This window comes from Streptomyces sp. NBC_00286 (genome assembly GCF_036173125.1).
Classification (GTDB): Bacteria; Actinomycetota; Actinomycetes; order Streptomycetales; family Streptomycetaceae; genus Streptomyces.
The window spans coordinates 7,501,244-7,523,074 of the sequence record NZ_CP108054.1 but is presented as its reverse complement, the minus strand read 5'-3'; the positions used below and the strand labels follow the sequence as shown (position 1 = coordinate 7,523,074).

The 21,831-nt window shown below is 69.9% G+C and carries 17 protein-coding genes; 9 read left to right on the top strand and 8 right to left on the bottom strand.

The genetic code is table 11. From position 1 onward, the window contains the following. Nucleotides 1-41 precede the first annotated feature (41 nt). Nucleotides 42-1,493, bottom strand: coding sequence for a family 43 glycosylhydrolase (locus tag OHT21_RS34010; protein WP_443050472.1), 1,452 nt, complete (start codon nucleotides 1,491-1,493; stop codon nucleotides 42-44). A 57-nt stretch (nucleotides 1,494-1,550) separates the two neighbouring features. Next, nucleotides 1,551-3,038 (bottom strand): family 43 glycosylhydrolase, encoded by a 1,488-nt coding sequence (locus OHT21_RS34005; RefSeq protein ID WP_328772087.1) that lies wholly within the window; start codon nucleotides 3,036-3,038, stop codon nucleotides 1,551-1,553. A gap of 341 nt (nucleotides 3,039-3,379) precedes the next feature. Here OHT21_RS34005 and OHT21_RS34000 point away from each other — a divergent pair, with 341 nt between their 5' ends. Together OHT21_RS34000 and OHT21_RS33995 are read left to right on the top strand one after the other, a co-directional pair. Continuing rightward, complete coding sequence (locus OHT21_RS34000; protein ID WP_328772086.1) at nucleotides 3,380-4,846, top strand: alginate lyase family protein; 1,467 nt, start codon at nucleotides 3,380-3,382, stop codon at nucleotides 4,844-4,846. Between the two features lie 230 nt (nucleotides 4,847-5,076). Beyond that, nucleotides 5,077-7,734, top strand: coding sequence for an FG-GAP-like repeat-containing protein (locus OHT21_RS33995; RefSeq protein WP_328772085.1), 2,658 nt, complete (start codon nucleotides 5,077-5,079; stop codon nucleotides 7,732-7,734). A gap of 380 nt (nucleotides 7,735-8,114) precedes the next feature. On the opposite strand, the gene OHT21_RS33990 is transcribed toward OHT21_RS33995, so the two are convergent. Continuing rightward, nucleotides 8,115-8,351: a hypothetical protein gene (locus OHT21_RS33990; RefSeq protein ID WP_328772084.1), complete on the bottom strand. Its 237-nt coding sequence runs from the start codon at nucleotides 8,349-8,351 to the stop codon at nucleotides 8,115-8,117. 21 nt (nucleotides 8,352-8,372) lie between these two features. On the opposite strand from OHT21_RS33990, the gene OHT21_RS33985 reads away from it, so the two are divergent. Further along, complete coding sequence (locus tag OHT21_RS33985; protein WP_328772083.1) at nucleotides 8,373-8,726, top strand: hypothetical protein; 354 nt, start codon at nucleotides 8,373-8,375, stop codon at nucleotides 8,724-8,726. A 26-nt stretch (nucleotides 8,727-8,752) separates the two neighbouring features. Here OHT21_RS33985 and pgm read toward each other — a convergent pair whose 3' ends face one another. After that, the gene (pgm, locus tag OHT21_RS33980; RefSeq protein ID WP_328772082.1) at nucleotides 8,753-10,390 is read right to left on the bottom strand and encodes a phosphoglucomutase (alpha-D-glucose-1,6-bisphosphate-dependent); all 1,638 of its coding nucleotides are present in this window, start codon (nucleotides 10,388-10,390) and stop codon (nucleotides 8,753-8,755) included. A gap of 274 nt (nucleotides 10,391-10,664) precedes the next feature. Between pgm and OHT21_RS33975 the strand changes: the two genes are divergently transcribed. Next, nucleotides 10,665-12,020 (top strand): FAD-dependent oxidoreductase, encoded by a 1,356-nt coding sequence (locus OHT21_RS33975; RefSeq protein WP_328774328.1) that lies wholly within the window; start codon nucleotides 10,665-10,667, stop codon nucleotides 12,018-12,020. A 62-nt stretch (nucleotides 12,021-12,082) separates the two neighbouring features. On the opposite strand, the gene OHT21_RS33970 is transcribed toward OHT21_RS33975, so the two are convergent. Beyond that, the gene (locus tag OHT21_RS33970; RefSeq protein ID WP_328772081.1) at nucleotides 12,083-12,301 is read right to left on the bottom strand and encodes a hypothetical protein; all 219 of its coding nucleotides are present in this window, start codon (nucleotides 12,299-12,301) and stop codon (nucleotides 12,083-12,085) included. 23 nt (nucleotides 12,302-12,324) lie between these two features. Between OHT21_RS33970 and OHT21_RS33965 the strand changes: the two genes are divergently transcribed. Further along, nucleotides 12,325-12,873 (top strand): pyridoxamine 5'-phosphate oxidase family protein, encoded by a 549-nt coding sequence (locus tag OHT21_RS33965; protein WP_328772080.1) that lies wholly within the window; start codon nucleotides 12,325-12,327, stop codon nucleotides 12,871-12,873. 222 nt (nucleotides 12,874-13,095) lie between these two features. On the opposite strand, the gene OHT21_RS33960 is transcribed toward OHT21_RS33965, so the two are convergent. Then, nucleotides 13,096-13,380 carry an AMP-binding enzyme gene (locus OHT21_RS33960; protein ID WP_443050471.1) on the bottom strand — a complete coding sequence of 95 codons (285 nt, stop codon included), beginning with the start codon at nucleotides 13,378-13,380 and terminating at the stop codon, nucleotides 13,096-13,098. A 269-nt stretch (nucleotides 13,381-13,649) separates the two neighbouring features. On the opposite strand from OHT21_RS33960, the gene OHT21_RS33955 reads away from it, so the two are divergent. The 4 genes from OHT21_RS33955 (at nucleotide 13,650) to OHT21_RS33940 (ending at nucleotide 18,152) form a co-directional block, all read left to right on the top strand. Next, nucleotides 13,650-14,753: a sugar ABC transporter substrate-binding protein gene (locus OHT21_RS33955; protein ID WP_328772078.1), complete on the top strand. Its 1,104-nt coding sequence runs from the start codon at nucleotides 13,650-13,652 to the stop codon at nucleotides 14,751-14,753. A gap of 126 nt (nucleotides 14,754-14,879) precedes the next feature. Further along, the gene (locus OHT21_RS33950) at nucleotides 14,880-15,656 is read left to right on the top strand and encodes an ATP-binding cassette domain-containing protein (RefSeq protein WP_328774327.1); all 777 of its coding nucleotides are present in this window, start codon (nucleotides 14,880-14,882) and stop codon (nucleotides 15,654-15,656) included. Then, complete coding sequence (locus OHT21_RS33945) at nucleotides 15,653-16,933, top strand: sugar ABC transporter permease (protein ID WP_328772077.1); 1,281 nt, start codon at nucleotides 15,653-15,655, stop codon at nucleotides 16,931-16,933. The genes OHT21_RS33950 and OHT21_RS33945 overlap by 4 nt, the downstream gene beginning before the upstream one ends. Before the next feature lie 13 nt (nucleotides 16,934-16,946). Next, on the top strand, nucleotides 16,947-18,152 hold the full coding sequence (locus tag OHT21_RS33940) for an ROK family protein (protein WP_328772076.1): 1,206 nt from the start codon (nucleotides 16,947-16,949) through the stop codon (nucleotides 18,150-18,152). Nucleotides 18,153-18,266: 114 nt separating this feature from the next. Here OHT21_RS33940 and OHT21_RS33935 read toward each other — a convergent pair whose 3' ends face one another. Both OHT21_RS33935 and brxD read right to left on the bottom strand, forming a co-directional pair. Beyond that, nucleotides 18,267-20,465: a DEAD/DEAH box helicase gene (locus OHT21_RS33935; protein WP_328772075.1), complete on the bottom strand. Its 2,199-nt coding sequence runs from the start codon at nucleotides 20,463-20,465 to the stop codon at nucleotides 18,267-18,269. After that, nucleotides 20,465-21,814 carry a BREX system ATP-binding protein BrxD gene (gene brxD / locus OHT21_RS33930; RefSeq protein ID WP_328772074.1) on the bottom strand — a complete coding sequence of 450 codons (1,350 nt, stop codon included), beginning with the start codon at nucleotides 21,812-21,814 and terminating at the stop codon, nucleotides 20,465-20,467. The genes OHT21_RS33935 and brxD overlap by 1 nt, the downstream gene beginning before the upstream one ends. Nucleotides 21,815-21,831: the final 17 nt, after the last annotated feature.

Sequence of the window (21,831 nt, the reverse complement as noted above, 5' to 3'; positions counted from 1 at the left end):
GGGGCCTTGCACTGCGCCACCAGCGGAGCTACGCGGCGGAGCTACTCCGCGTAGTACGTGGCATCCTGCCGGTCAAGGCTCGTACTGACCGGCTGGATGTACAGCAAATTCTCGTAGTGCCGAATGAACCGCCCCGGGAAGTTGAACGACTCAAAGGAAACCCCCGACGCCGAGTCGGCAAGCCCCGCCCGCCGCGAAAACGTCGCGTCGTTCCGGAAGGTGCTGGACCCGTCGTTCTTCTCCACCCACATCTCGTAATTCTTGTGCCGCAGGAAGTACCCGGGAAAGTTAGCCGACTCCAGGGAAACGGTCCCGCTCCCAGCAAGACCGGCAACCACGCGGAACTGCGAATCGGCAAGATTCGTGACGTTCGGCTCAAGCTTCGCCCGGTACTCCCAGTGCCGGATATACCGATCGGGGAAGTTGTACGAGGAGAACCGCACCGGAGTCACCCCGTCAGCGACCGGAATGCCGAAGTTCGGCGTGCCGTCGGCATTCCAGTACAGCTTCTGGTAACGGGTGCGCCGGTTCGGGTCGTTCAGCGGATCGCCGCTGATGTCCTTGTAGTTGCGGTCGTGGTAGACGAGTACGTCCGACTTCCCGTCCTCGGAGACGGTGAAGCAGTTGTGGCCGGGCCCGTACTGCCCGGTCGCGTCGTTGCTCCTGAGGACAGGCTGCGAACTCTTCGTCCAGGAGCCAGGGTTGAGCAGATCGGCCGAGGCGGAGGCGGTCAGCAGACCGAGGCAGTAGTTGGCGTCGGTGGCGGCGGCGGAGAAGGCCATGAAGACCTTGCCGTTCCGCTGGATGACGGCCGGGCCCTCATTGACGCGGTGGCCCACGGTCTCCCAGGCGTGGGTCGGCGTGGAGATCCGTACCGGAGTCCCGGTGATGGTCCACGGGTTGGACAGCTTCGCGAGATACAGGTTGGTTCCGCTGCCCACGGCCGGGTCGTTCTGAGCCCAGCTCAGATAGCGGCTGCCACCGACGACGAAGGTCGTCGCGTCCAGCGAGAAGGTGTCCAGCGGCAGGGCGATCCGCCCCTTTTCCGTCCACGTCCCGGTCAGCGGGTTGGCGGAGCTGCTCTCCAGGACGTACGGCCGGATCTTCCAGATGTCGTTGGCGGCACCGGCGGCGAAGTAGATGTACCACTTGCCGCCGATGAAGTGGATCTCCGGCGCCCAGATATGGGCGCCCATCTCACCGGTCGAGTGCTTGGTCCAGATGGTGGTCTCCGGGGCGGTGGACAGGCCCTGGAGGGTGGTGGCCCGGCGCATCACGATCTTGTCGTACGCGGGCACGGTGGCGGTGAAGTAGTAGTAGCCGTCGGTGTGTTTGTGGATGTGGGGGTCGGCGCGCTGCAGGGCGATCGGGTTGGTGAAGGTCACGGCGGGCGAGGCGGGGGCGGCGGCGTATGCGGTGCCGCCCGTGGCCAGTACGGCCGGCCCGGCGGCCATCGCCGTGGCCGCCCCGGCGAGGAAGGTTCTGCGTCTCATGAGGGTCTCCTGATCAGGCAAGGTCAGACGGTGGTCCGGCCGTGGTGGGGACGGCGGTCAGGCCGTGGTGGGCTGGAGGCGCCACTGCTGGCAGTTGTTGTTGAGCCAGGTCCACTGGCGTACGTCGGTGCCGTTGGCGGTGCCGCAGTTGGCGACGTCCATGACCTTGTTGGTGGCGGCGCTGACGATCCGTACGTAGTCGCCGCCGGTGTAGACCATGCGGAACTTCTGGCAGTTGTTGTTCAGCCAGGACCACTGCCGGACGTCGGCGCCGTCGGCCGTGCTGCAGTCGGCGATGTCGGCGACCTTGCCGGTGGCGACGTTGACGAGGCGGCTGGTGTCGTCGGCGCGGTCTTCGATGCGCCACTTCTGGTTGGCCCCGCCGTTGCAGGTCCACTGGAAGATGTTGGCGCCGTCGGCGCTGCTGCCGCCGTTGACGTCGAGGCACTTGCCGCTGTTGCGGTTGACGATGGTGTAGGCGTTCGGGGTCGTGGCCGTCTCACCGGAGGGTCCTGCCATCGTCGTACCGAGGCGGGCCGGGGTGCCGAAGTTCGGGGTGCCGTCGGCGTTCCAGGTGAACTTCTGGGCGCGGGTCGTACGGCCGTTGTCGCAGCCGTCACCCGCCGCGTCGTTGGCGTGGTAGACGATCCAGTTCTCCGTGCCGTCCGGCGAGGTGAAGAAGCCGTTGTGGCCGGGCCCGTACACGCTGTTCGCGTCGCTGCGCTGGAAGACCGGGGTCTGCTTCTTGGTCCAGGAGGAGGCGAGCAGCGGGTCGGAGCCGGTCAGCTCCAGCTGGCCGAGCTTGTAGTCGGGACCCCAGCAGGCGCTGGCGGAGTAGATGAGGAAGGTGCGGCCGTTGCGGTAGAGCGGCTCGGGGCCCTCGTTGACCGTGCCGCCCTGGGTCTCCCAGCTCAGCGTCGGGCTGGAGATCACCGTGAAGTTGTTGCTGGCGAGGGTGTACGGGTTGCTGAGCGGCGCGATGACAAGGCTCTGCTTGCTGCCGCCGGCCGAACCGCTGCCCACCAGGTACAGCTTGTTGTTGTGCTTGAGCACGCTGGCGTCGATCAGCCAGCCGTTGGGGTCCAGGTTGGAGCCGGCGAAGGTGTTCTTGTGGGTGTACGGCCCCATCGGGTCGGAGCCGGAGCTCTCCAGCACATGGGTGCGCTGGTCGTCGCAGCAGGCGGAGCCGCGCGGCCCGGCGGAGTAGTACAGGTACCACTTGCCGTTGAAGAAGTGGATCTCCGGGGCCCACATGTTCCAGTTGCGGCTGCTGTTGTTGTCCGACCAGACCTGCACGCTGGGCGCGGTGTTCAGCCCGGCGAGTGTCGGCGACTTGCGCATGGTCAGCTCACCGGTGAACGAGGTCGTCACCAGGTAGTAGTTGCCGTTGTAGTACTCCAGCCAGGGGTCGGCGCCCTTCTGCGCCTTGACGGGGTTGGTGTACGGCCGGCCTTCGGCGGCGGTCCCCGGCTGAGCGGTGACCAGCGATCCCAACAGGGCCAGCAGCGCCGCCCCGAGGATGAACCAGTGGCGTGTGCGGAACACGGTAAGTCCCTTCTGGGGGCGGGGGGGTTGGGCATGGTGAGCGGGCTCAGCGCACGCGCCGTACGGGCACGTTCGAGATCACGAACACTGTGCGTAACTTCGACCAGAAGGTAAAGGTGGGGCGGATGGAGCGTCAATGGATGCGACGGGTTTGGTTTCGATCAGTTTTCCGGAGGGTGACGGCTTTCCCGGGGCGTGACGGCTTTCCCCGGGGCGTGACCGCTCTCTGGGATGTGAGGGTCACTTTTTTGTTATCGCCCGCGGGGTCGCGCGTCTCCAGTCCGTACGCCTACGCATCGGCACGCACCCCACCCCTGAGGACCGAAGCCGTGATAGCAGAGATGAACCGCCGGAGCTTGCTGAAGATCGCCGGGACGGCCGCGGGCGCGGCAGCCATCGGCGCTGCCGTCCCCGCGACCTCCGCGTCAGCGGCAGGCACGACGTTCGCGCATCCCGGGCTGCTGCACACCAGAGCCGACCTCGACCGCATGGCGGCCAAGGTGAAGGCGGGCGCGAACCCGTACACGGCGGGCTTCGCCAAGCTCACCGCCAACCGCCACTCGCAGAGCACATGGCAGCCCAACCCGCAGGCCACGGTCTACCGGGGCGAGGGCCATCCGCAGAACTACGCGATCCTCTACAACGACATCCACGCGGCGTACCAGAACGCCCTGCGCGGCCATGTCACCGGCGAGGACGCGCACCTGGACACCGCCGTCGCCATCCTCAACGCCTGGTCCGCGAAACTGACCGCCGTCGAGGGCTCAGCGGACCGCTTCCTCGCGTCCGGCCTCTACGGCTACCAGTTCGCCAATGCCGCCGAACTCGTCCGCGACCGCGACGACTTCGACCTGGCCCGCTTCCAGAAGATGATGCTGGAGGTCTTCTCGCCGCTCGCCGAGGACTTCCTCAAGAACCACAACGGCGCCGTCGTCTCCAACTACTGGACCAACTGGGACCTCGCGAACATGGCCTGCGTCCTCGCAGTCGGCATCCTCTGCGACGACCAGGCCAAGGTCGACACCGCGGTCGAGTACTTCAAGCACGGCGAGGGCCTGGGCGCCATCAAGAACGCCATCCCGGTCGTTCATGAGGATGACGGCCTCGCCGAGTGGGTGGAGGCGGGCCGCGACCAGGGCCACGCCCTGCTGGGCATCGGCCTGATGGGCACCTTCTGCGAGATGGCCTGGAACCAGGGCCTCGACCTGTACGGCTACGACGACAACCGCTTCTTCAAGGCCGCCCAGTACGTGGCGAAGTGGAGCATGGGCGGGGACGTGCCGTTCACGCCCAACACCCGCGCGAAAGGTGCGATCAACGGCTGGTCGGGCTCGGAGACCGTGAGCGAGGCGGCCCCCGTGGATCCGGCCCACACCCGCCCCATCTGGGCCACGATCGCCAACCACTACACCAAGCGCCGGGGCCTGTCCGCGTCGTACCTGACCCAGATCGCGGCCAAGTCGGCCCCCGAGGGCGGCGGCGGCGACTACGGCCCCAACAGCGGCGGCTACGACCAACTCGGCTTCGGCACCCTGGCGTTCACCCGCGACCGCTCCACCAAGCCGGAGTCCCCGGCCTCCCCGGCGGGTTCACCTTCCCCCGCGAGCGGCTCCAACTCCGGCTCCGACTCAGGCGCCGCCCCCACCTCACCGTCCCCCTCCCCCAGCCCCCAGGGCGGCAGGGACGGCGACCTGGCCGCCACCGGTTCCTCAGACATCCCGGCCTGGACCGCCGCCACCGGCCTCACCGCCGTCGCGGGCGGCCTGCTCCTCCTACGGCGCCGGGCCCGCGCGAACCGCGACGCCTGAACGCTCCGCTGGATGGGCCGGTTCGAAGCTGGGCTCTGCCGGGGCCGTACGACCTGGGCAGAGCCCTGCGGCGTGATCTGCGCCACTTCCCGCTGCCTGACAGTGATGTTTCACGGATGGGGCGCGCTTGGTCCACTGCCACCTGAGTGACAGGTGGTCCTCTTGTGAGGCATTTCTAGGGGTGGGGCAAGTTGAGTCCACGCAAGACCCATGCGTACACACCGCTGAGTTTGAAGCGAAGAGCATGGCTGACGATCGGTGCCGTCCTCGTGGGTGGCGCGGGAGCCGTCACGTACGCCATCGCCGACCCGGCGGCGAAGCCGGACGACGCCCGGGCCGCGCGCAAACCCGCCGTGCACACCGTGAAGCTGAAGGACAAGGGGGCGGGGCGCAAGGGCCTGGACAAGCAGGGCACGGACCGTTACAGCGCGGTCATGCTGACCTGGGACAACCCGCACGCGCAGCTGAAGGGCACACCCGAGGTCCGCTACCGGGCCACCGAGACCGGTGACTGGTCCGCGTGGCAGAAGGTCGCGGGCGAGGAATTCTCCGCCGACGGAGCGGAGGCCGAGCGGGCCGGCACGCGCGGCGGCACGGCCTCCGTGTGGACGGACGACGCGGACGGCCTCGAGGTACGGGTCGTGAACGCGGACGGCACGCTCGCCACCGGCCTTCCGGCCGGCCTGGACGTCAAGCTGCTCGATCCCGGCACCGACCCCAAGGGCACCGGGGAGGTGCGCCCCGAACCCGCCGCGTACGCCGAGGACATCACCCCCACGCCCACGGCGACCGACGCACAGACCCCCGGCGACCCGGCCACGACCACGCCCACGCCCACCAGCGACGCCCCGACACCCACGGACTCCGTGACCGGCTCCCCGACCGAGTCCCCGAGCGAATCCCCGACGGCCTCCCCGTCGCCCTCCGACACCGTCCCGGCCCCCCGCCCCTCCACGGTCGTCAAGCCGCCGATCATCACCCAGGCGGAGTGGGGCGCCTCCACCGACTACGACGGCACGCCCGGGTACGGCGCCGAGATCAAGGCGGCCGTCGTCCACCACACGGGCGTGAACAACGACAACACGATCTCCTGCGGCCAGTCCCGCGCCCGGATGCGGACCATCCAGCAGGAGCACTTCTCCCGCGGCTACTACGACCTCGGCTACAACTTCGTCGTCGACAAGTGCGGCCAGATCTTCGAGGGCCGCAGCGGCGGCATGGACCTGCCGGTGATCGGCGCCCACGACGTGGGCTTCAACACCAACACGGTCGGCATCTCGTTCATCGGCAACTACGAGACCGCCAAGCCGAGCCGCGCCGGACTTGAGGCCATCTCCCGGATCGTGGCCTGGAAGTTCGGCATGTACGGCATCGACCCGAACGGCCAGGTGACGCTGACGTCCGGCACCGCCAAGGGCCAGGACGGCAACCTCGTCGAGAAGGGCACGTCGATCACGCTGCCCCGGGTCTTCGGCCACCGCGACACCAACGCGACAGCCTGCCCCGGCGCCAACCTGTACCCCAAGCTCGCCGAGATCCGCCGGTACGCGGCAAGCGCCGGCAGGAACTCCGCCGTCCCGACCGCCGACTTCGACCGCGACGGCATCACCGACCTGGTGGCCGGTGTGCCGAGGGCATCGGGCAACGTCGGAAACGTCGTCGTGGTGCCCGGCGGTCTCGACGGCCCGGTCGCCGGCGCCAAGGTGAGGCTCACCCAGTCCAGCGCGGGCGTGCCCGGCAGCTCCGAGACCGGCGACAACTGGGGCGCGTCGACCGCCTGGGGCGACATCAACGGCGACGGCCACGCCGACCTCGCCATCGGCGCGCCGGGCGAGGACGACACCTCCGGCAACGCCGACCGCGGTTCGGTCACGGTCCTGTACGGCCCTGGCCTGAACTCCGGCTCCTCCTACACCACTTCGGGCGTCACCGCGGCCGGCGCCAAGCTGGGCTCGGCCGTCACGGTCGGCGACTTCAACGCCGACGGCAAGGCCGACGTCTTCGCGGCCGGCACCGGCAAGGGCGGCAACTGGAACGTCCACCTGACCGGCGGCGCCACCCAGTACGGCACGCTGACCACCGCGACGGGGGGCGTCGCCTACCCGGACGCCGCCACGGGTGACTTCAACCGCGACGGTTACGCGGACGTGGCGCTCAACTACCGTGACACGTCCGGCATCGGCCGCGTCACCTGGTTCAAGGGCTCGGCCGCCGGTCTGGCCAAGGTAAGCACGATCTCCGTCAAGGGTGGCCGCTCCCTCGCCGCGGGTGACGTGAACGGCAACGGCTACGACGACATCGTCATCGGCCAGCCGTACGCCGGGGAGTCCGGCGGGGCCTCGGGCGGCCAGGTCACCATGGTCCCCGGCACGTCCACCGGCTTCACCACCACCGGTATGCGCACCGTCTACCAGGACACCACGGGCGTCCCGGGCGCCAACGAGTCCGGCGACGCCATGGGCTGGTCCGTCTCCGTAGGCGACTACAACCTCGACGGCTACGCGGACGTCCTCACCGGCCTCCCGAACGAGGACATCACCCGCAGCGGCACCAACCAGGCCAACGCGGGCACTGCCCTCCTCCTGAAGGGCACCTCGACGGGCCTGACCGGCTCCGGCGCGCTGAGCTTCCACCAGGACACCTCCGGCATCACCGGCTGGACCGAACCCAACGACAAGTTCGGATCCTCGGTCGTACTCCAGGACCTCTCCGGCTGGGGCCGCGCCGACCTCGCGATCGGCGCCGAGGGCGAGAACGGGTACGACGGCACGATCCTGCAACTGGACTCGGGCAGCGCGGGCATCGACACCACGAAGGGCGTGTACTACGGCCGCGACGGCCTGGGCACGCCTGGCGGCGCACACCTTGGCCAGACCCTGACCCCGTAAACAGCACCCGCGCACAACGCGGCGAACAGACACCGGTGGGGCCCTCCGCTGTGGAGGGCCCCATCCTTGCCCGCGGACGTGACCACCGACCGCGACTTCGTGTACTCCTGGAGCAGTTCGCCGCCGTCGTCTTCGGTGCCGATGATCCGCACGACGCCAGCAGCACGGTGATCAACACCGCGAGGGCTGCACGTACTACAGGCCGGGCGCGCGTCATACGTGTCCTCCGGCGGCAGTTGGGGTGCGTCACCCGTACTGCCTATCCCGCCCGTGCCGGGAGGGGTCCCGGAGCGGCGCCCCTCCGGCGCCGGCCGGTCGCGCAGAACTCCTCGCGCCACGCCCTTGACACGCTCTCGGAAACGAGCCGATAGCACCAGGACTTAAAGCGCTTCAAGCAATAGCGGCCGCTGCCGCTGGGCGCGGTCGTCGGGCACAGCGCGGCGCCCGTCTCCGACGAGTTCGGCGAGGTCGGGAACGAGGACACCGCGTCCTTCACCGCCCGCTTCGAGTCCGGACGTCGTCTTCTCCCCGGTGACCTTGAAGCGGCTCGTCGACGAGACGGGCGCGACGAACCTCGGCGCCGAGATGGACCCGTCCCACCTGATGTGGCAGGGCATGGACGTCGTAGCCTCCATCAAGTGGCTGGGCCCGCTGGTGTTCCACGCGGCAGCGAAGGACGCCACGCTCTGCCCCGGCGCCGACATCCGCGGCGTACTGGACACGTCATTCACCCGCGTCCCCGCAGCCGCCCCGACAGGGTCCCCACGGGCTACGACTTCTGGTGCAACGCCTGGCCGGAGAACCCCGCGTGGAAGTTCGTCGCCGTAGGCCTCGGCCACGACGTCCCGTACTGGACCGACTTCCTGCGCGCCCTCGCCGACATCAACCCCGCCATGGCGGTGAACATCGAACACGAGGACGCGGCGTACTCCCAGACGGAGGGGCTCGCACTGGCGGCGAAGAATCTGCACGGCGCGGCGGCGGGGGTGTAGGACACCGTCACCCCGCCCCCGCCCTGTCAGCTCCCCAACGCCCCCAGCACCACAGACCGGGCCTCCTCCTGCACCCGGCGCAGATGGTCCGCGCCGAGGAAAGACTCCCCGTAGATCTTGTACACGTCCTCGGTGCCCGAAGGGCGAGCCGCGAACCAGGCGTTGGCCGTGGCGACCTTGATGCCGCCGAGGGCGGCGCCGTTGCCGGGGGCCTCGGTGAGGACCGTGGTGACCGGGTCTCCGGCGAGGGTGTCGGCCGTGACCTGTTGCGGGGACAGCTTCGCCAGCAGGGCCTTCTCCTCGCGGGTGGCCGGGGCGTCGACGCGCGCGTAGGCGGGGGCGCCGAAGCGGTCGGTGAGCTGGGCGTAGTGCTGCGAGGGGGTCTGGCCCGTGACCGCCGTGATCTCGGAGGCGAGCAGGGCCAGGATGATGCCGTCCTTGTCGGTGGTCCACACCGAGCCGTCGCGGCGCAGGAAGGACGCGCCCGCCGACTCCTCGCCGCCGAAGCCGAGCGTGCCGTCGGACAGGCCGTCCACGAACCACTTGAATCCGACCGGGACTTCGACCAGTTGCCGGCCGACGTCCGCCGCGACCCGGTCGATCATGCTGGACGACACCAGGGTCTTGCCGATCCCGGCCCTCGCGGGCCACTGCTCCCGGTGCGAGAAGAGGTACGAGATCGCCACGGCGAGATAGTGGTTGGGGTTCATCAGCCCGTCCGGCGTGACGATGCCGTGCCGGTCGGCGTCGGCGTCGTTGCCGGTGGCGATGTCGAACCGGTCGCGCTGCTCGATGAGCGAAGCCATGGCGTACGGCGAGGAGCAGTCCATACGGATCTTGCCGTCCCAGTCCAGCGTCATGAAGCGCCAGGTGGGGTCGGAGAGCGGGTTCACCACTGTCAGGTCGAGCCTGTGCTGTTCGGCGATCCGGCCCCAGTAGGCGACCGAGGCGCCGCCGAGCGGATCGGCGCCGATGCGTACGCCTGCGGTCCGGATCGCGTCGAGGTCCAGGACGTTCGGCAGGTCGGCCACGTACGTGCCGAGGAAGTCGTAGCGGCCGGTACCGGGTGCGGCCAGAGCGCGGGCGTGAGGGATGCGGCGTACGTCCTTCAGGCCGCCGGTGATGATCTCGTTGGCGCGGTCCTGGATCCAGGAGGTCGCCTCGGAACCGGCGGGGCCGCCGCTCGGCGGGTTGTACTTGAAGCCGCCGTCGGCGGGCGGGTTGTGCGAGGGGGTGACCACCACGCCGTCGGCGAGGCCGGAGGTGCGGTTGCGGTTGTGGGTGAGGATGGCGTGCGAGAGGGCCGGGGTGGGTGTGTAGCCGTCGGTCTCGTCGATGAGGACGGTCACGTCGTTGGCGGCGAACACCTCCAGTGCCGTGATCCGCGCGGGCTCGGACAGGGCGTGGGTGTCGGCGCCGAGGAAGAGGGGGCCGTCGGTGCCCTGGCCGGCGCGGTACTCGCAGATGGCCTGGCTGGTGGCCGCGATGTGGTCCTCGTTGAACGCCGCCGTGAGGGACGAACCGCGGTGTCCCGAGGTGCCGAACGCCACCCGCTGCCCCGGCTCGGCCGGGTCGGGATGCAGCGCGTAGTACGCCGTGACCAGTCGGGCCACATCGATGAGATCCTCGGGCCCGGCGACCTGCCCCGCTCGCGCATTCTGCATTTCCCGCTCCTCCGCCAAGGGTCGACCGTGTCGTACGGCCCTCATTGTCGCCTGCCCGGCCCGCTCACCGACGTGAGGGAGCGATACGGAGGGTGCGTACGGGACGCGCAGAACGGCCGGAACAACGGCTGAAACAAGGTCAACTGCCCCTGCGGCGCGGGATAATGGTGTCTTCTCGCGACGCGGCGACCAGGGGAGCGGATCGGTGAACTCTGCCGGAGAAACGGACCGTTGGGGCGTGGGCGGCGGCCGGGGCGGACGGCATGCGGTCGTCGTGGGCGGGAGCCTCGCCGGGCTGCTCGCGGCACACGTCCTCGCCGGGCACGCCGACCGGGTGACCGTCGTCGAGCGCGACCGGTTCCCGGACAGTACGAAGCCGCGACCTGGCGTACCGCAGGGCCGGCATCCCCATGTCCTGCTGGAGGGCGGGCAGGTGGCCCTGGAGTCGCTGCTGCCGGGCTTCCTTGAGGAGCTGCGGGCGGCGGGGGCGCCGCGGGTGGGCATGCCGTCGGACATGGTGATGTGGCAGACCGGGCACTGGTTGCGGCGGCTGCCCGCGTCGACGCACATCTACACCGGTTCCCGCGCGCAGCTCGAGGAACTGGTGCGGCGGTGGGTTCTCGCCAACCCGGTGATCAGCGCGGTCGAGGGGACCGACGTCGTAGGGCTCCTCGGTGACGCCTCGCGCGTACGGGGCGTACTGCTGCGGGACCGCTCCGGCGACGCCCGCGGGGAGGAGCGCGCCCTCGAGGCCGACCTGATCGTCGACGCCTCCGGCTGCGGTACGAAGGCCCCGCAGTGGCTGACGGCGATCGGCGCCGAGGCCCCGCACGAGGAGACCATCGACACCGGGCTCGCCTACGCCTCCCGCGTCTACCGCGGCAAGACCGGCGTCCTCGACGGCGACACCCTCGGCTACTACGTCTACCCCGACCCCGAGCAGGTCCACGCCGGAGGCGCGCTGCCGCTGGAGGACGGCAGCCATCTGGTCATCGTCTCGGGTCTGCGCGGCGACGAACCACCCACGGGCGACGACGAGTTCGAGACGTACGCCAAGAGGCTGCCGCACCCGCTCCTGCACCAGTGGCTGGACGAGGCCGAACCCCTCTCCCCGCCGTTCGGCTACCGGCGCACCGCGAACATCCGCCGCCGCTACGACCTGCCCGGCTGCCACCCCGCCGGTTTCCTCGCCACCGGCGACGCCCTGTGCACCTTCAACCCGATCTACGGACAGGGCATGGCCGTCGCCGCGATGAGCGCGGTCGCCCTGCGCGACGCGCTGACCGACCCGCGCCGGACCCCCACGACGCGCCGCGTGCAACGGGCCATCCTCACGGCGTCCCGGCAGGCCTGGGACATCTCCGCCGGCGCGGACCGCAAGATGCCGGGCGCGATCGGCAACGCGGTCACCACCGCGCCCGCGGACCGTGCCGCCGACTGGTACCTGCGCCGGGTCCAGGAGCGCTACCCCGGCGACCCGGTCGTAGGGAACGCCTTCCGCTCCGTAATCACCCTCTCCGCGCCCATCACCGCCCTCTTCGCCCCACCCGTGGCCCGGGCCGTCCTCTTCAGCCCGCCGCTGCCGACGTCCACCGAGCCGCCGACGGCACCGGAGGAACCGAGGGTCTGAGCGAGGCCTCCCAGGGCGGCGGGGAGCTCATGCGGCACTGTCTCGCCATGGGACGGAAGCGGTCAGCCGGGTTCTTCGCTGACCAGCCGGTCCAGCATGCGCTCCAAGGGTTGGTTGTCGCCCAGGAAGCTCTTGACCGACGCGTCCTCGTTCTCGTCGCGGGCCAGCGTGACCCAGCTGATCGGCCAGCCAGCCAGGTCGAGCGGTGAAGTGGGCCCGTCGACGACTGGGCGCCGCCGGGCCGGGCTGCGTAGCGTCGTCACCAGACGGGGCTTCGTCACCAGACGAGGGAAAGGAGTTCCGCATGACTCCGAAGCAGCCCACGACCGAGCTCGACGCGCGCTACAGCTCCGCGCTCAACCCGCGCCCGGGCGCGGAGAACGTCACCGCCACCGACTGGACCGAGGCCCAGCGCCGGCTGCGGGCCGCCGAGGTCTTCTGGATCACCACGGTCCGGCCGGACGGCCGACTGCACGTCACGCCGCTGATCGCCGCCTGGCACGACGGGGCGCTGCACTTCAGCACCGGCCCGGGCGAGCAGAAGGCGAAGAACCTGGCCGCCAACGCCCACTGCGCCCTCACCACAGGGCACAACTCGCTCTCCTCCGAAGGCCTCGACCTCGTGATCGAGGGCACGGCGGAGCGGGTGACGGACCCAGCGCGGCAGGACGAGGTCATCGCCGCGTTCGAGGAGCAGTACGGCGACCACATCACCTCACCGGAGGGAGTCTTCTACGGCTTCGGCGACGGCATCCGCAAGGGCAACGACCTGCTCTTCGCGGTGGCCCCCGGCACGGCGTACAGCTTCGGCCACGACGGCCAGGCATTCAGCCACACCCGCTACACCTTCTAGGCCGGCGCTTCGCGGGTCGAGCGGGCCTGCACGCAAACAGGCCCCCCGGCCCGAGACGCCCTGGCCGTACCCGGCGCCAACGAGGACAATCCGCTGGTCGCGGTGTCCCGATCGGGGGTCACGGTGGACGGGCTGGCTGCGACGTACGGGCCTGAGCAACTGATGGAGGCATGGACTCCCGCTGCAAGAGGGATCATGCCAACCCCGGCCACCCGCACCTTGTCAGCCATGCGAACTCCCCTGCAGCCAGCGGGATCTGACCTCCCCCTTGAGGACCTTGCCGACCTTCGACCGGGGGATGTCCGGCCACACCTCGACCCGCTTGGGGGCCTTGACGCTGCCGATGCGGGCCTTCGCGAAGGCGCGTACGTCGTCGTCGGTGACGCTCCGTTCAGGGTGGAGCTGCACGACCGCCGTCACCCGCTCGCCCCAGGAGCATCGACGTGCTGACGCGGTTGCCCTTGCACCTGACCGCCAGGACGACCGACAACCCCCGACACATCCCACTGCACTCCAAGTACGGACCCCTGCCGCACAGGAGACCCCAAGCCCGCCACGTTTCGGCAGCGTCACCTAATTGTTATGGCGGATGACAAATAGCCCCTCCCGCACTCTGGCGCACGGGCTCCAGGGTGCCATAAGTTCCCGCTCACAACATTCAGCCGGGCGGATCGCCCGACACCCGGCAATTCAGCCGAGAGCTCGCTTCTCGCCTTTCTCCTCACCACCCTCGTGCGTCCGGTCGTCCGGCCGTAACACCAGAAAGGACCCTGCCCATGCGCAAGGGACTCCTCCTCACCACCGCCTCGGTGGCGCTGGCCAGCTCGCTCACCGCCTGTGGTGGCTCCTCGTCGAGCGACAGTGACACCGGCTCCGGATCTGGCTCCGACGCCAAGCCGAAGATCGGTGTGATCCTCCCGGACAGCAAGTCCTCGGCCCGCTGGGAGACCGCGGACCGCAAGTACCTCTCCGAGGCGTTCAAGGCGGCGGGCGTCGAGTACGACATCCAGAACGCGCAGGGCGACAAGCAGGAGTTCCAGACCATCGCGGACCAGATGATCACCAGCGGCGTGAACGTCCTGGTGATCGTGAACCTGGACAGCGGCACGGGCAAGGCGGTTCTGGACAAGGCCAAGGCACAGGGCGTCGCCACGATCGACTACGACCGGCTCACCCTCGGCGGCTCCGCCCAGTACTACGTGAGCTTCGACAACACCGCGGTCGGCAAGCTGCAGGGCGAGGGCCTCAGCAAGTGCCTGACCGACATGAAGGCCAAGAAGCCCATCGTCGCCACGCTCAACGGCTCCCCGACGGACAACAACGCCACCCTCTTCGCCGAGGGCTACAACGGTGTCCTCGACCCGATGTACAAGTCGGGTGACTACGTGAAGGGCCCGGACCAGTCCGTCCCGGACTGGGACAACGCCCAGGCCGGCACCATCTTCGAGCAGATGCTCACCAGCGAGCCCAAGATCGGTGGCGTGCTCGCCGCCAACGACGGTCTCGGCAACGCGGCCATCGCCGTCCTGCGCAAGCAGAACCGCAACGGCGAGGTCCCGGTCACCGGCCAGGACGCCACCGTGCAGGGCCTGCAGAACATCCTCGCGGGCGACCAGTGCATGACCGTCTACAAGGCGGTCAAGAAGGAGGCCGACGCCACGGCCAAGCTCGCCATCTCCCTCGCCAAGGGCGAGAAGGGCGAGACGAACGCGACCGTCGAGGACCCCGAGGGCAAGCGCAAGGTCCCGTCCGTGCTGGAGACGCCGGTGGCCATCTACAAGGACAACGTCAAGGACGTCGTGGACGACGGCTTCGTCACCAAGGCAGAGCTGTGCACGGGCAAGTACGCCGCCCTGTGCACCAAGGCCGGCATCCAGTAACCCTGACCGGCCGGCCGGACCGTTACCTCTGGTCCGGCCTGCCCGACCGCGGGCCCCGGGGCTCCCACCCCCCGGGGCCCGCGCCCTCACGACCGTAAGGAGCCGTCTTCCATGACAGCGTCTTCCATGAAAGCGACCCCGATCCTTCGCCTGCGCGGGATCGACAAGAGCTTCGGCGCCGTGCAGGTACTGCACGACGTGTCCTTCGACGTCCACCCGGGAGAGGTGACCGCCCTCGTCGGAGACAACGGCGCGGGCAAGTCCACCCTGGTCAAGTGCATCGGCGGGATCCACCCGTACGACGCCGGCGAGTACTGGTTCGAAGGTGAGCAGGTCCAGGTGCACAGCCCGCGTGAGGCGGCGGCCATGGGCGTCGAGATCGTGTACCAGGACCTGGCGCTCTGCGACAACCTCGACATCGTGCAGAACATGTTCCTCGGCCGCGAGAAGCGCCGGGGAATCGTCCTGGACGACGCGACGATGGAGGAGATGGCCGCCCAGACCCTCGAAGGGCTGTCGGTCCGTACCGTCAAGTCCATCCGCCAGCAGGTCTCCAGTCTCTCCGGCGGCCAGCGGCAGACCGTCGCCATCGCCAAGGCCGTGCTGTGGAACAGCAAGGTCGTCGTCCTGGACGAGCCGACCGCCGCGCTCGGTGTCGCCCAGACGGCACAAGTCCTCGAACTGGTCCGGCGGCTGGCCGACAACGGTCTCGCCGTGGTCCTGATCTCGCACAACATGAACGACGTCTTCGCGGTGTCCGACCGGATCGCCGCCCTCTACCTGGGCCGGATGGCCGCCCAGGTCAGCACGTCGGACGTGACGCACTCCCAGGTCGTCGAACTCATCACCTCAGGACGCAGCGGGGACCTCGGCCTCGCTCACAGCAACGGAGCCACCGCATGACCGCCGCAGTCGCCCCCGAGAAGCCGGAGCTGCCGGGCAGTCCCGGTACGTCGAAGAAGAACGGAGCGGCCGGGGCCGCAAGTCTGCGCTCGGTCGCCCGGAACTACGTCGACCGCGTACGGGGCGGCGAGTTGGGCGCCCTCCCCGCTGTACTCGGCCTGATCGTCCTGTGCGTGTTCTTCGCCGCCCTGCGCCCGGTCTTCCTGTCCGAGCTGAACTTCGCCAACCTGCTGACCCAGGGCGCGGGCAGCATCGCCATCGCCATGGGCCTGGTCTTCGTCCTCCTCCTCGGTGAGATCGACCTGTCCGCGGGGTACGCCAGCGGGGTCTGCGCCGCCGTCCTGGCCATCCTGCTCACCGACAACGGGTGGCCCTGGTACGGCGCGGTCGGCGCGGCGATCCTCACCGGCACGGTCATCGGCCTGCTGCTCGGCGTGCTGGTGGCGAAGGTCGGCATCCCCTCCTTCGTGGTCACCCTGGCCGCCTTCCTGGGGTTCCAGGGCATCGTGCTGATGCTGCTGAAGGAAGGCACCAACATCTCCATCCGGGACCAGACGATCCTGGCCGTCGCCAACAACAACCTCTCCCCCGCGCTGGGTTGGGTCCTGCTCGCCGTCAGCGTCGGGGCGTACGCGGCGGTCCAGCTCCGGAAGAACCGCAACCGCCGACAGCGCGGGCTCGCCACCGCCCCGCTCACCCTGCTCGCGTTCAGGATCGGCGGCATGGCGGTGCTCGGTGCGATCGCCGTCCACCTGCTCAACCAGGAGCGCAGCCGCAACGTCATCGTCGACTCGCTCAAGGGCGTGCCGATCGTGGTGCCGGTCATCGCCGTCCTGCTCGTCGCCGGTACGTTCCTGCTCCAGCGCACCTCGTTCGGCCTGCACATCTACGCGGTGGGCGGCAACGCCGAGGCGGCCCGGCGGGCCGGCATCAACGTGTCAGCCATCCGGATCTCCGCGTTCGTCATCTGCTCGTCCCTGGCCGCGGTCGGCGGCATCATCGCCGCGTCCCGGGGCAACTCGGTCGACCCCAACACCGGTGGCAGCAACGTGCTGTTGCTGGCGGTCGGCGCCGCCGTGATCGGCGGAACGAGCCTGTTCGGCGGGCGGGGCAGGGTAGTTGACGCCGTGCTCGGCGGCATGGTGGTCGCGGTCATCCAGAACGGCATGGGCCTGATGGGGTACAGCTCAGGGGTCAAGTACGCTGTCACGGGTTCGGTTCTGCTGGTGGCCGCAGGCGTGGATGCCCTGTCCCGTCGCCGGGCCGTACAACGATGAGGTCTGTGGCTCCATGAAAGCCGGTCCCTCGCAGGAGGAGATTCGCCGGCACAACCTCGGCACCCTGCTCCGTCATGTGCACATCGGCGGATCCATGTCGCGGGCCGTACTGGCCGAGCGTATGGGACTCAACCGCAGCACCATCCTGGGTCTGGTGAGCGAGCTGGGCTCGGCCGGCCTGGTCCGTGAGGAACTGCCACGTGAGACCGGCAGGGCCGGCCGGCCGTCCCTGGTCGTACGGCCCGAGTCCGACCGCGTGTACGTCCTCGCCTTCGACGTGGGCGTGGACCGGCTGGCCGCCGCGCGCATCGGCCTGGGCGGGGTCTTCCTCGACCGCAGGGAGATCCCCGTGCTCCCCGGCCGTCGCGACGCCGGCAAGGTGGCCGAAGTCCTCGCCGGCTCCGCGCTGGAGATGGTGGGCACGGCGCCGCACGGAACCTACTGCGTCGGCGTGGCCGCCGCCGTCCGCGGGATGGTGCGCCGACCCGACGGCCTCGTCCGCGCCGCTCCCCATCTGGGCTGGGAGGACGAGGAGTTCGGCGAGGACCTCATGCGCCGGCTGGGCCTCGGCCTTCCCGTCTCGGTGGGAAACGAGGCCAGTCTCGGTGCGCTCGCGGAGCACCTGCGCGGTGCCGGAACCGGCTCCGAGGACCTCGTGTACCTGCATGGCGACATCGGCATCGGCGGCGGTGTCATCACCGCCGGCCAACTGCTGGGCGGCGACAGCGGATACGGCGGCGAGATCGGGCACATGGTCGTCAACCCGCGGGGTGGCAGGCCCTGTGGCTGCGGGGCCCGCGGCTGCCTCGAAGCCGAGGCGGGCGAACGCGCCCTGCTGGAGACCGCGCGGCGCGACCCGTCGGCCACCGGCCGGGAAGCCGTACGCGCCGTCGTAGAAGCGGCCGACCGCGGCGACATCACCGCCCGCGCCGCCCTGCACGACGTCGGCGACTGGCTAGGCATCGGCGTCGCCAACCTGGTCAATCTCCTCAACCCCCGCACGGTCATCTTCGGCGGAACCCTCCGCGAGGTGTTCCTGGGCTCGGCCGCCCAGATCCGCAGCCGAATCAACCGCCTCGCCCTCACGGCCTCCCGCGAAAACCTGCGGCTGCGCGTGGGGGAACTCGGCGACGACGCGGTGCTCATCGGGGCCGCGGAACTGGCCTTCTCTGAGATCCTGGTGGGCCCTTTGGAGACGCTGGCTCGGGCGGGGGCGTAGCTGGTACGGCGACCCGGTACGGCGACGTGAAGGGCACGGAGGCCGGACGGCGGGGCTCGCCCTGGATCGCGCCCGGAGCCGGCGCCTTCGGCCGGGGCCCGGGGAATTTCTGATTCAGCCGTCGTACTGAAAGCGCGCCGGCTCGCCGAGCACCGAGCGGGCGCTCTCGAAGTCGGCCAAGCGGGCCGCCACCGTGGCTACGGCGAGGCGTTCCGGGAGGGCGGCGGAGAACTTCAGGCCGCGTACGGCCCGGGGGTCCACGTCGGGCAGGACGAGGTTCTCGCCGACGCACTCGCGGGCCGCATGCCAGTCGGCAGCGGTGAGGTTCTCGCGCAGGCGCAGCCAGCTGTCGGTGGGCCGTTGCAGGGGGTCGGTGACCGACTGGAGGGTGGCCGCCAGGGTGGCGTTGGCGCGGTAACCGGCCCAGGTCCACCAACGGACATCAGAACCGACGCGCGTGATCAACGTGCTGTCCGGATGGACGGTGTCAGGTGCGTCGGTGTCACGCTGTTCGGCCAGGCATGCCTCAGCCCGCCGGGTGAGGGAGACGGGCGGGTTCGTACCGAGCAGCACTTCGCGCATGGCACGCGTCAGGGCGTACGACAGTCCGGCGACGCCGCCGCTCATCCACTTGGCGATGCCGCCGCCGTCGGCAGGCTCGACGAAAACACGTTTGCGCAGCCAGTCGATGTACGTGACCTGCCAGCTGCGTCCGCCGAGCAGCAGCCGTCGCGGCCCGGGACGTTCCTCGGTGAGCACGCTCGGATCGGTACGGCCGATCTCCGTCCGCCCCGACAGCACGGTGAACTGCGGCGGTGCGGTGAAGGAAGCGGTGAGCTCGATGAAGTGCCGCTTGCCGAAACGGCGTTCCGCCTCGGGGCCGACGAACAACATGCCTCCGTCGGTGTCGAGGAAACCCTCCTCGGTGAGGAAACACAGGATGGGGGCAGCCGACTTGTCGAAGGGGGCCAGCCCGTTCCACTGCCGGTCCCACAACTGATCGCCCAGCTTGTGCTGTTGCAGGGTGACGGCGAGCAGTTGCTGGGCCACCAGGTGACGCGGCTCTGGCGGGGGGACGACCGGTTCCACCCAGCCCCGCGACCACAGCAGCAACAGGCCCGCCGCCTGCAGCAGTGTGTCCTTGTGGGTGGTGAGGAACAGGCAGTTGCGTACGGTCCCGGAACGCCGGCCGGTGCGGCCAATGCGCTGCAGGAACGAGGCGACGGAGGCCGGTGAGTCGATCTGGATGACGCGGTCCAGGTCGCCGACGTCGATGCCGAGTTCGAGGGTGGAGGTGGAGACGATGACGCAGTCGCGGGCCTCGGCGAACGCCTGCTCGGATCGGGTGCGTTCATCGACGGAGAGCGAGGCGTGGGACAGGAAGACGGTCACCTCGCGTGCGCGGAGCGCCGCGCCCAACTCCTCGACCTGGCGGCGCGAGTCGCAGAAGACGAGCCGCTTCTCTCCTCTGTGCAGCGCCGCGATGAGTTTGGCCGCATTGTCGAGGGAGCCGACGTAGTCGAGTTCCACTTCGCCCGCAGGCCTGCTGGACGGCTCGGGACTCGCTGTGTCGCCGTGTCCGCTGCCGTCGGTGGCCGGCAGGTGCACTCCAGGGGCGACCACCTGACCAGAGCGACTGCCGACGCCCGCGCCTTGCAGCCAGGACAGCAACTCGGCCGGGTTGCCGACGGTCGCCGAGAGCCCGACGCGCTGGATGGGCCGTCCGGTGACCCGCTCCAGCCGTTCGAGCACGGCGAGCAGGTGCCAGCCCCGGTCGTCCCCTGCGAACGCGTGCACTTCGTCGACGACGACGGCCCGCACGCTCCCCAACAGGCGGGCGTGGTCGGTCTTGACGCCGATCAGCATCGCTTCGAGCGACTCGGGCGTGGTCAGCAGGATGTCCGGCGCCTCGGCCCGGATGCGCTGCCGTTGCGATTCCTTGGTGTCACCGTGCCAGAGTGCGGCGCTTCGCCCCAGCCACTGGGCGTAGGAGTCGACGCGGACGACCAGGTTGTTGAGCAGTGCCTTGAGCGGACACAGATACAGCACGGACGTTCCGGTCCACCTCTGCTCTGTCATCGCCGACAGCAGAGGGAAGCAGGCCGCCTCGGTCTTGCCCCCCGCCGTAGGCGCCAGCAGTACGGCGTCCTGTCCCTCCATGAGCGGCGTGATCGCCGCCCGCTGCAGGGGACGCAGATCGGGCCAGCCAAGGGTGTTGACGATGTGATGCAGGACCACGGGGTCGAGTCGGTCCAGTACGTCGGCGTTCTCGTCACCCGGGGCTTTCCCGGCCGGGAGTCCCGCGTCCGCCATCACAGCTCCAGGTCGATGTCATCGGCCGACGCGGAGCCGCCGGAGACCGTGGCGGCCAAGTTCCGCTCCACGTCGGTGAGTTCGCTGCCGGCGACGGTGAGCCGGTAGTGCTGCCGGGGGTCGAAGTCGTCGAACTGGTCCACGCGGTCGAGCACGTCCCCGACGAGTTTCTTCAGGAACAGCCGGGGAGCAACCCCGACCTTCCCGCCCAGCGCCCCGCCGACGGCCACCGCGAGGTCGGCGACATACGCGTCGTCGACGACCTTCCGCACGCGCTCGGGCATGTCCGCGGCATCGGCGTACAAGTCACGGATGGTGAGCCCGAGTCCGACCAGGGACTCCTGGTTGAAGCCGGGAAGCCTGATCTGCACCGCGCGAGGGTTGTCGAAGCGCGGGTCGGTGGTGAAGTCGGTGGCCAGCCGCTGAGCGAGCGGGGCCAGACGCTGCACGCCCTGCTGACCGTCGTAGAAGGCCGGGGTGCCCGTGATGACCAGATAGAGGCCGGGGAAGCGGCCCGAGTGCACCTCGTCGATGAGTTGCCGCAGCGCGTTGAGTGCCTTGTCGCGGGCGTCCGACCGGACCCGCTGCAGCGTCTCCACCTCGTCGAGGACGACGAACAGCCCGGTGTGCCCGGAGTCGCGCAGCACGGTGAGTAGCCCCTGCAGGAACCCGAGCGCACCGAAGTGGTCGAGGTCGCCGCGTACCCCGGCGGCACGGCGGGCGGAGGCCGCGACGTGCGGCTGGCCGCCGAGCCACGCCAGGACGGCCGCGGCGGTCGCCTCGTCGCCGTCCGCGAGGGCTGCCCGGTAGCCGCGCAGAGCGGTGGCGAACGACGGGGCGTGCCGGGAGACCTCGGCGAGCCGTGCGACGAGCAGCTTCGCCACCTCGCTCGCAAGCTCCTCCTCGGTCACGCCGGCCGCGAGGGCGTCCTCCTCCAAGGCGTAGAACCAGGCGTCGACCACGGGACGCAGCGCGCTGGGCGGGAAACTGGCGGTGGTGAGCCGTTCGGTGAGCCGCCGGTAGACCGTCTCCAGCCGGTGCAGCGGGGTCTCGTTCTCCGAGACCTGGATCTCGGCCACGGCGAAGTTACGGCGCTTGGCCCGCTCCCCCAGCCAGCGGGTGAAGAACGTCTTGCCGGACCCGTACTCACCCCGCACGGCCTTGAACACGGACCCGCCGGACGCCACTGCGTCCAGTTCCGCGTCCAGGGCCGCCTCGAACCGGTCGAGTCCGGTGGCCAGCAGGTCGAGTCCGCTGTCGGGCACGGCACCGCGCCGCAGCGCGTCGATGACGGTACGGCGGCGGGCGGCGCTCACCTGGGCGGGGCGCTGGGATCCGGTGGTGCTCACGGCAACCAGTCTTCCAT

Coding starts and splice junctions, on each gene's coding strand:
- OHT21_RS33935 (WP_328772075.1), bottom strand. CDS start 20,465: ATGGCGGACGCGGGACTCCCGGCCGGGAAAGCCCCGGGTGACGAGAAC.
- OHT21_RS33940 (WP_328772076.1), top strand. CDS start 16,947: ATGAAAGCCGGTCCCTCGCAGGAGGAGATTCGCCGGCACAACCTCGGC.
- OHT21_RS33955 (WP_328772078.1), top strand. CDS start 13,650: ATGCGCAAGGGACTCCTCCTCACCACCGCCTCGGTGGCGCTGGCCAGC.
- OHT21_RS34010 (WP_443050472.1), bottom strand. CDS start 1,493: ATGAGACGCAGAACCTTCCTCGCCGGGGCGGCCACGGCGATGGCCGCC.
- OHT21_RS33990 (WP_328772084.1), bottom strand. CDS start 8,351: ATGCCCTGCCACATCAGGTGGGACGGGTCCATCTCGGCGCCGAGGTTC.
- OHT21_RS33965 (WP_328772080.1), top strand. CDS start 12,325: ATGACTCCGAAGCAGCCCACGACCGAGCTCGACGCGCGCTACAGCTCC.
- pgm (WP_328772082.1), bottom strand. CDS start 10,390: ATGCAGAATGCGCGAGCGGGGCAGGTCGCCGGGCCCGAGGATCTCATC.
- OHT21_RS33945 (WP_328772077.1), top strand. CDS start 15,653: ATGACCGCCGCAGTCGCCCCCGAGAAGCCGGAGCTGCCGGGCAGTCCC.
- OHT21_RS33950 (WP_328774327.1), top strand. CDS start 14,880: ATGAAAGCGACCCCGATCCTTCGCCTGCGCGGGATCGACAAGAGCTTC.
- OHT21_RS34000 (WP_328772086.1), top strand. CDS start 3,380: ATGAACCGCCGGAGCTTGCTGAAGATCGCCGGGACGGCCGCGGGCGCG.